The organism is Microcoleus sp. CZ3-B2, from assembly GCF_036705055.1.
GTDB lineage: Bacteria > Cyanobacteriota > Cyanobacteriia > Cyanobacteriales > Microcoleaceae > Microcoleus.
In genome coordinates this window covers 1-6,149 of record NZ_JAUBTN010000119.1, presented here as the reverse complement: position 1 = coordinate 6,149, position 6,149 = coordinate 1, and the positions used below count along the sequence as shown (strand labels likewise).

The 6,149-nt window shown below is 46.3% G+C and carries 4 protein-coding genes; 2 read left to right on the top strand and 2 right to left on the bottom strand.

From position 1 onward, the window contains the following. The first annotated feature begins 99 nt into the window (after window positions 1-99). Window positions 100-324: a DUF433 domain-containing protein gene (locus tag QUA97_RS27780; RefSeq protein WP_194069659.1), complete on the top strand. Its 225-nt coding sequence runs from the start codon at window positions 100-102 to the stop codon at window positions 322-324. Then, window positions 321-659 carry a DUF5615 family PIN-like protein gene (locus QUA97_RS27775; RefSeq protein ID WP_333197515.1) on the top strand — a complete coding sequence of 113 codons (339 nt, stop codon included), beginning with the start codon at window positions 321-323 and terminating at the stop codon, window positions 657-659. Before QUA97_RS27780 ends, QUA97_RS27775 begins: the two co-directional genes overlap by 4 nt. Before the next feature lie 149 nt (window positions 660-808). Here the strand turns inward: QUA97_RS27775 and QUA97_RS27770 are convergent, their stop codons facing one another. Together QUA97_RS27770 and gcvP are read right to left on the bottom strand one after the other, a co-directional pair. Beyond that, window positions 809-2,497 carry a glycoside hydrolase family 44 protein gene (locus tag QUA97_RS27770; RefSeq protein ID WP_333197512.1) on the bottom strand — a complete coding sequence of 563 codons (1,689 nt, stop codon included), beginning with the start codon at window positions 2,495-2,497 and terminating at the stop codon, window positions 809-811. A 577-nt stretch (window positions 2,498-3,074) separates the two neighbouring features. After that, window positions 3,075-6,014, bottom strand: a complete 2,940-nt coding sequence (gcvP, locus tag QUA97_RS27765; protein ID WP_333197511.1) for an aminomethyl-transferring glycine dehydrogenase — start codon at window positions 6,012-6,014, stop codon at window positions 3,075-3,077. Window positions 6,015-6,149 lie beyond the last annotated feature (135 nt).

Genomic DNA, 6,149 nt, shown 5'->3' with positions numbered 1-6,149 from the left:
TTTCCTAGCAGCTTCACTATTTTTATTCATTTTACCTCATTTTTAAATAGTCTCATACTTATTTGAAATGACTATAAGTTTTTACCATCACTAACTTGAATGTTGGAACTACTTGCAAGAATCACAATTAATCCCAGACAGTGTAGCGGTCGTCCCTGTATTCGCGGCATGAGAATTCGGGTATCAGATGTACTAGACTTATTTGCGGCTGGTTTGAGTGCGGAACAAATTCTCGCAGAAATGCCCGATCTGGAAATAGACGACCTCAAAGCATCTCTTTTGTACGCCTCACGTAAACTTAATCATCCAGTATTGGTTGCATGACGATCTGGGTAGATGCACATCTGTCACCTGCGATCGCAACCTGGATGACTAATACACTAGGAGTAGCAGCGGTAGCCTTGCGCGACATTGGACTGAGAGATGCTGAAGATCCTGAGATTTTCGAGGCAGCCAAAGCGCAGGGAGTTATTTTGAGGACTAAAGACAGTGATTTTGTTGATTTAGTCGATCGTCTTGATTCCCCCCCACAAATTATTTGGTTGACGTGTGGCAATACATCAAACGATCGGTTGCGAGAGATTCTCAGTGCAACGTTGTTAGATGCGCTGGAACTTTTGAGAACAGGTGAAAGGTTGGTGGAGATTAGCGGGGATTAGTCGCCACAGTAAAAATTCCAATGCTAGGGGATTTGACAACTGATATCAAATCCCCTAGCATCGGAATGATTCAGATATATATTTTCTCCCTCTGTGTACTCTGTGTACTCTGTGGTTAAATCATTCCGATGCAAGCGAAAACAATATGACTAAGCTTTTTCCTTGGGAATAGCAACCAAAGTGATAGAATTAGCGGGATAATTTGCCTTGAATTCAGTACCGCTGACAGCTAAATCGCTCTGACGGACGATCGCCCGCAAATTTGCCTCGCTGTAAGTGTAAACTTGAGCTTTACCCGCCGATTTAAATCCTTTCAAACTTAAGTTGCTAGTCAACTTTTGGCTAGTTTTGTTAATAATTACCAGCGTCAAAGCACCGTCGTTAGTGCGTTGCGATCCGTAGATTGACAAAAGTTCCTGGTCTGTGCTGTGCGATCGCACCCAAGTATCGCCGTACTTGCTGCCCTTCCCGTCATAATTCAGGTACGTGCGGAAGGCATAGGAACCCGGTTCAGAAGACTTCGGAGGCCCCCACAGCGTCGCTAAATCGAGTTGTTCTCGCCCAAAAATCCCCAGAATCTCGGCTTGAGTTAACGCGCCGTTCATCGACTCCAAACCGCCCCAATTGTATTCAGTAATTGCAAGTTTTGTACCTGGATAATCTTGCTTTATCCAGTCTCTAAACCGGGGAATAATTGTTAGCGGCGGATTCGATTTACCAATCCAACTTTCATCAGTATAAGTGCTGTCCCACAGAGAACGAGTCGATCGCAACCGGGCTGCTTGCGTCTTAGCATCACCGGCGGGACAATTCGCCAAACAGAGGTCATCGACGACAGGATAGTAGTGTTCGTCAAAATAGTCGAGGATGCGAACACCTTTTTGCTGTTCGTAGGCGCGCATTTGCTGCAAGTACCACCGCCCAAACCAGACACCGCCGTGTTTTTCGCGATCGCCCTTTACTCCCGAATCCACATAAACAGGCCAGCCAAAATCCGACGGGCCGAGTACCTTAGCGGTGGGATCTGTGGCCTTTACCATTGACGCATATTGGTAAGTGCGATCGCGCAATTCGTCATAACTCGTCGCTTCTGGATGAACATCGCGGTGAGTGTTTCCCCAGCCGCTAGGTTCGTTGTCCATTTGATAAATTTGCACGCCGCCCGATTCAGCAGTACCGTGGGTGTTAACTAAATGTTGAACCCAAGCTTTCTGGAAAGCAGCATCGCTAACAATACTAACATCAAGGCGATTATTATCAGTTATTAAACTGCCATCTGGACGCTTTCCGTTACCGCACTTGTCGCCTTCTGGAAAAATATAAGGATTGGTTTTTTCTTGCGCGCCGTATTTGGATACTCGAAAGCCGCAATTCCAGATGCTCAATTTATTTACATAGCCAATTATCGGGATAGTGACGATGCTTTTGCTGCCGTTTTTGCGGTTGGTTTTGACAATTTTATCGATCGAATCGCCGGGAACAGGATTTTTATTGTCGCCGCCACCCACGAAAAAGAAGTCATCGCCGCTGTTGGAAGAATCGACTAACCAGTTATAGCGGCTGGTGTGATTAGCCCCCCAGCGTTCCACCGGAATTCGCAACTCTTGGGCGAGGGCCGGATCGATCGCATAATCATTCATACCGTAGATGTCGGGACTGATGGAATGGCGATCGGCTGTAACGTCTACAGATAAGGTGAGATTTGCTGTTTGGGCGATCGGGCTTTTGAAGTAAACTGCGGTGGCGATCGTTGCCAAAGCAGCCAAAACGCCTAATAATAGTAGGATAATCCAACCTAGTTTGTTGGAGGGCGATCGCAACCAAAATCGTTTATTCATTTTTTGTTTTACTTAGTAATTGAAGATTTTTTAAATTTTAATTGTTCCTTAAATGCCCCTAATAATAACAAATAGGGCCTGTTTATTTAGATTGTCTTTAATTGACATAGATTAGGATCAACCCCCGCCGTAATTCAATCGATTGGGATAATTTTTGTTCATAAGTTTCGATGATTTATGATATCCATCTGGGCTGGTTCATCAACATTTTATATCGTTTCTGATAGCATCGGAATTATATATTTCAATCATTGATAGTGCGAGCGTCTCCGAAGAGCGAAGTCGATCGCTCTTCGGGGATGCTCGCACTATATAATTCCAATGCTACCGGATTTGATATCAATTGAAAAATCTAGATATTTCTCAACCCACAGCCGTCCACCGGATTATCTATTAATTCCGAATTCGGGAGATATTGATAGTGATGGGGGCGGGTTTATTTAGATTGTCGTTGACTGACAAATATTATTGTGAACCCGCCCCCTACAGCAACCAGGCATTAGTTAATAGGCTGTGTCAGAAATTAGCAGTCAATTTATTCACAAATAACAGCCTCTGACGCACCATACTAAGTTATTTAACCTTCAGTGTAAGCCTCCATTGGCAAACAAGAACACACAAAATTACGATCGCCAAACGCATTATCTATCCGGCCCACCGCCGGCCAAAACTTATATTCGCGAGTCCAAGCCGTCGGATAAGCAGCTTGCGCGCGAGTATAAGGACGATTCCACTCATCAACCATCAGAGATTCTGCGGTGTGCGGCGCATTTTTCAGGACGTTATTTTGGGCATCAACATTACCCTGTTCAATCTCCGCAATTTCGCCTCGAATCGCAATCATCGCATCGCAGAAACAATCTAATTCCTGTTTTGATTCGCTCTCCGTCGGTTCCACCATTACCGTACCCGCGACAGGCCAAGAAACTGTCGGCGCGTGATAGCCGTAATCCATCAACCGCTTAGCTATATCATCAACTTCGATAGCAGCAGATTTTTTGAGAAGGCGCAAATCCAGAATACACTCGTGCGCCACTAAACCCGATTTCCCTTTGTACAAAACCGGATAATAGGATTCTAACCGATGCGCCATGTAATTAGCATTAAGAATTGCAACTTTTGTCGCCTCAGTTAAACCGACTCCTCCCATCATCCGAATGTACATCCAAGAAATAGTCAAAATGCTAGCACTTCCCCAAGGCGCCGCCGAAACAGCACCTATAGAATTGCTATCTTTCTCTGGGTTGGGTTCTCCCGAAACATCAGGTAAGAAAGAAACCAAATGAGGCATAACTCCAATCGGCCCCATGCCAGGGCCGCCGCCGCCGTGAGGAATGCAGAAAGTTTTATGCAAATTTAAGTGACAAACATCAGCACCAAAATCACCGGGGCGGCACAAACCAACTTGAGCATTCATATTTGCGCCGTCCATATAAACTTGTCCGCCGCAGTTGTGGACAATCTCGCAAATCTCTTTAATTTCTGACTCAAATACGCCGTGGGTAGATGGATATGTCACCATCAAAGCAGCCAGTTCATTTTTGTGTTTCTCGGCTTTTTTTTGCAAGTCGGCGACATCAATATTCCCCTGAGAGTCGCACTCGACAGCAACTACTTTCATCCCCGCCATTACCGCGCTAGCCGGATTTGTCCCGTGGGCTGACTGGGGAATTAAACAGATATTGCGGTGAGATTCTCCTCGGTGTTCGTGGTATTGGCGAAGGACTAACAATCCCGCGTATTCGCCTTGGGAACCGGCGTTTGGTTGCAAGGAAATTCCCGCAAAACCGGTGATTTCTGCCAGCCACTGTTCGAGTTGCACGAACATCATTTGATAGCCGCGAGTTTGATTGCGGGGCGCAAAGGGATGAATCTTGCCAAATTCGGCCCAAGTTACCGGCAGCATCTCGGCTGTTGCGTTCAATTTCATCGTGCAGGAGCCCAAGGGAATCATTGATGTGTTTAGCGATAAATCCTTGGTTTCTAAACGGTGCAAGTACCGCAAAAGTTCGGTTTCGGAATGGTAGCTGTTGAAAACTGGATGGGTGAGATAGCTGGTTGTGCGATCGCAAAAATCTGGTAAAGTCAAATAGGAATTTAATGCGTCTGCATCCAGCGGAATGTTGAGAGCGTTCTCCCCCTCGACCCTGATATAATCCTTATGCTGTCCGAAAATTTCCCATAAATCTTGCACATCTTCAACAGTCACAGTTTCATCTAAAGTGATTCCGACTGTCGCCTCATCAAAAACTCGAAGATTAATGTTGCGAAGTTGGGCAGTTGCTAGAAGTTCTGACAGCGGTTTGTCTCCCAATTCTACTCGCAGAGTATCGAAGAAAGGTTGAGAACCAATTTTGTATCCGAAACTTCTTAAACCGGATGCCAAAAGTGCAGTTAAACTCCATACTTTCTCGGCAATGTCTCTGAGTCCAGACGGGCCGTGATAAACAGCATACATACTCGCCATCACTGCCAGCAAAACTTGAGCAGTACAAATATTGCTAGTTGCTTTTTCGCGGCGGATGTGCTGTTCGCGAGTTTGCAAAGCCAAACGCAAAGCAGATTTGCCGTTAGCATCTTTAGAAACCCCGACAATTCGCCCCGGAACTTGCCGTTTAAACTCTTCTTTTGTGGCGAAATAGGCTGCGTGGGGCCCTCCGAATCCCATCGGTACTCCGAAGCGCTGGGTGCTTCCTACGGCGATGTCAGCGCCGAATTCGCCGGGGGGCGTAAGCAAGCAAAGGCTTAAAATGTCGGCGGCGACTGTGACTAATGCGCCGGCTTGGTGTGCCGATCGAATAAAATCCCTATAGTCGTAAATTGTGCCGTCTGTTGCTGGGTATTGCAGGAGCGCGCCGAAGATTGTACGATCGAACTCAAAGCTTTGATGGTCGCCCACAATAACCTCAATTCCCAGCGGTTTAGCGCGAGTTTGCACCACTTCCAGAGTTTGAGGGTGACAATCTCGGGAAACAAAAAATGCTTTCGCCCCCTTTTTGCTAGCGCCGTAACTCACCGCCATCGCTTCCGCCGCCGCAGTCCCCTCATCCAGCAAGGAAGCGTTAGCAATTTCCAAACCCGTGAGGTCGATTATCATCGTTTGGAAATTCAGCAAAGCTTCCAATCGTCCTTGGGCAATTTCGGCTTGGTAGGGAGTGTAAGCTGTATACCAGCCGGGATTTTCCAGGATATTCCGCTGGATGACCGGCGGTGTGATGCAGTCGTGATATCCTGTGCCGATGTACGATCGAAATATCTGATTTTTTGCAGCAATTTCTTTCAATTCTGCCAAAGCAGCGTACTCGCTTTGCGCTGCGGGAAGTTGCAGGGGTTGATTCATGCGAATCGCCGCTGGAACAGTTTTGTCAATCAACTCATCGAGGCTGGAAATACCCAAAACATCCAGCATTTGCTGGATTTCGCTTCCTGTCGGGCCAATGTGCCGCCCCGCAAAACCACCGATGGGGGAAAGGTTTTGCTGCTGGCTGGGTTCAACTTTCGGGCTGTAGAGTACCAAGGCGGATTCTCCTGAGTTAACTTTTGCTTCTTTGTTTGTAACATTTAGTCACAAAAGAAGTCATTAGTCATTAGTCATTAGTCATTAGTCATTAGTCATTAGTCATTAGTCATTAGTCATTAGTCATTAGTGCTG

What these genes read in the sequence shown, in the direction of transcription:
- QUA97_RS27780 (WP_194069659.1), top strand. Translation starts at nt 100, where the DNA reads ATGTTGGAACTACTTGCAAGAATCACAATTAATCCCAGACAGTGTAGC.
- QUA97_RS27775 (WP_333197515.1), top strand. Translation starts at nt 321, where the DNA reads ATGACGATCTGGGTAGATGCACATCTGTCACCTGCGATCGCAACCTGG.
- QUA97_RS27770 (WP_333197512.1), bottom strand. Translation starts at nt 2,497, where the DNA reads ATGAATAAACGATTTTGGTTGCGATCGCCCTCCAACAAACTAGGTTGG.